Source organism: Streptomyces sp. CBMA156 (assembly GCF_014596515.1).
Lineage (GTDB): Bacteria > Actinomycetota > Actinomycetes > Streptomycetales > Streptomycetaceae > Kitasatospora.
In genome coordinates, this window is record NZ_MSJQ01000241.1 from 1 (window position 1) to 1,332 (window position 1,332).

Below are 1,332 nucleotides of genomic sequence, written 5' to 3' on the forward strand. Positions count from 1 at the left end.
CCGGTGCCGCCGGGGCCCGCGCTGGCGGTGGGCTCTGCGGAGGGGGCGGCCGCCGCCGCGGTGGGCGCGGCGGCCCTGAGCGAGGGGCCGGTCGCCGTCTCGATGACCCCGCTGCCGCTGTCGAGGCACCCGGTGACCGAGAAGGCGCCGACCACGAGGCTCGCGGCGGCGGTGACCAGACGGGTGCGGGAACTGCGGACGGACATGTAGTCGCGCCCCTTTCGGCATCGGCTCGGGTGGTGTGTCGATCGGACGTCGATCGGACGACCGAAGCCTGCGCGGTGGTCCGTCCCAGCCGCCACGCCCGGCGCCGCGACAGGGAGGGTGGGACGGCGAACAGGGGTCTGACCAGCGGGGACGTGCCGGACCTGGGACGCCGGAATGGGACGCGGCGGGGGCGGACGGGACGGGTGCGGGGCCCGCAGGCGGGCGGACCGGTCGCAGGCCGAGGCAGCCGTCCTCGACCCCAAGGCCCCCACAGCACCGGACGACCGATGCCGGAACCGCATGATTCCGGCCGGCTCCGGTGGCCGTGTCCCGGCCGACTGTCAGACCCTGCGGCTACCGTCCCTCATGTCCGCCGATCGCGGCGGGGCCTGTCCGTCCCGTCCTGTGGGGAGTGACGAACGACGATGAACGACGTGGAAGTCCGGCTCGACGAACGGTTCAGCGACCCCGACGCCAGTGCGACGCCCTGGGCGACCGCCCGCGAGGCCCTGGAAGCGGCACAACTGTTCTGGATCACGACGGTCCGCTCCGACGGGCGCCCCCATGCCACGCCCCTGGTGGCCGTGTGGCTCGACGGGCAGCTCCACTTCACCACCGGCCCCGACGAGCAGAAGGCCGTGAACCTGGCCGGCAACCACCACGTGGTCCTGACCACGGGCTGCAACCACTGGGACCGGGGGCTCGACGTGATGGTCGAGGGCCCGGCCCTGCGCGTCACCGACCGCGCGCTGCTCGAACGCCTCGCCGTCGCCTGGACGGCCAAGTGGACGGGCCAGTGGCGGTTCCAGGTGACGGACGGCGGCTTCGCCCACGCCTCCGGGGGCGAGTCCCTCGTCTTCGCGGTGCGGCCGGCCAAGGTCCTCGCCTTCGCCAAGGGCGGCTTCAGCCAGACCGGCTACCGGTTCGACGGCAGTGGGGATACCGATCCGAAGAACTGACACATCGCCACATCAGGAGCGCCCGCCAGGAGCGCCCGTCAAGAACGCCCGTCAGGCGGCGGCGAGGCCGCCCGGGTCCGGACCGATGCCCTTCGCCGCCCGCAGGACCGCTCTCGCACGGGCCGCGCCGCTGCGGGCCGCCGTCGCGTCGCCGCCGACCCCGGCC

The 1,332-nt window shown here is 74.6% G+C and carries 1 protein-coding gene and 1 pseudogene; one reads left to right on the forward strand and one right to left on the reverse strand.

The features are described from left to right. Positions 1 to 206: pseudogene (locus BU198_RS19985) on the reverse strand (hypothetical protein); the annotation flags it as partial. 426 nt (positions 207 to 632) lie between these two features. On the opposite strand from BU198_RS19985, the gene BU198_RS19990 reads away from it, so the two are divergent. After that, on the forward strand, positions 633 to 1,166 hold the full coding sequence (locus tag BU198_RS19990; RefSeq protein WP_188298230.1) for a pyridoxamine 5'-phosphate oxidase family protein: 534 nt from the start codon (positions 633 to 635) through the stop codon (positions 1,164 to 1,166). Positions 1,167 to 1,332: the final 166 nt, after the last annotated feature.